Raw genomic sequence first — 222 nt, forward strand, 5'->3', positions numbered from 1 at the left:
GCCGCGGCCGATCAGGCCGGGCTTGAGACTATAGTCACGGCGCGCCAGTTTCTGGTACGCCTTGAAGCGCGGGGCATTGATACCCAGGCGATGTTTGCCGGGCGGTCTGTGCTCTATATGGAGGATTTGAAAGAGTCCTTCGGCAAGTGTGAGTCGCTGGCCATGCTGGTGGCGGTACAGGCGCTGCCACTGGCGCTGCTGCAGGCCTGGCTGTGCCGGCGT

Annotated in this window: 1 protein-coding gene; it reads left to right on the forward strand. The window is 63.5% G+C overall.

The window, feature by feature from the left end; all coding sequences use genetic code 11:
* A partial coding sequence (locus tag MO867_RS23275; protein ID WP_252473533.1) for a hypothetical protein occupies positions 1-222 on the forward strand: 222 nt, incomplete at both ends.

The sequence above is a fragment of the Microbulbifer okhotskensis genome, from assembly GCF_023895975.1.
In the GTDB taxonomy this organism is placed as follows: domain Bacteria; phylum Pseudomonadota; class Gammaproteobacteria; order Pseudomonadales; family Cellvibrionaceae; genus Microbulbifer; species Microbulbifer okhotskensis.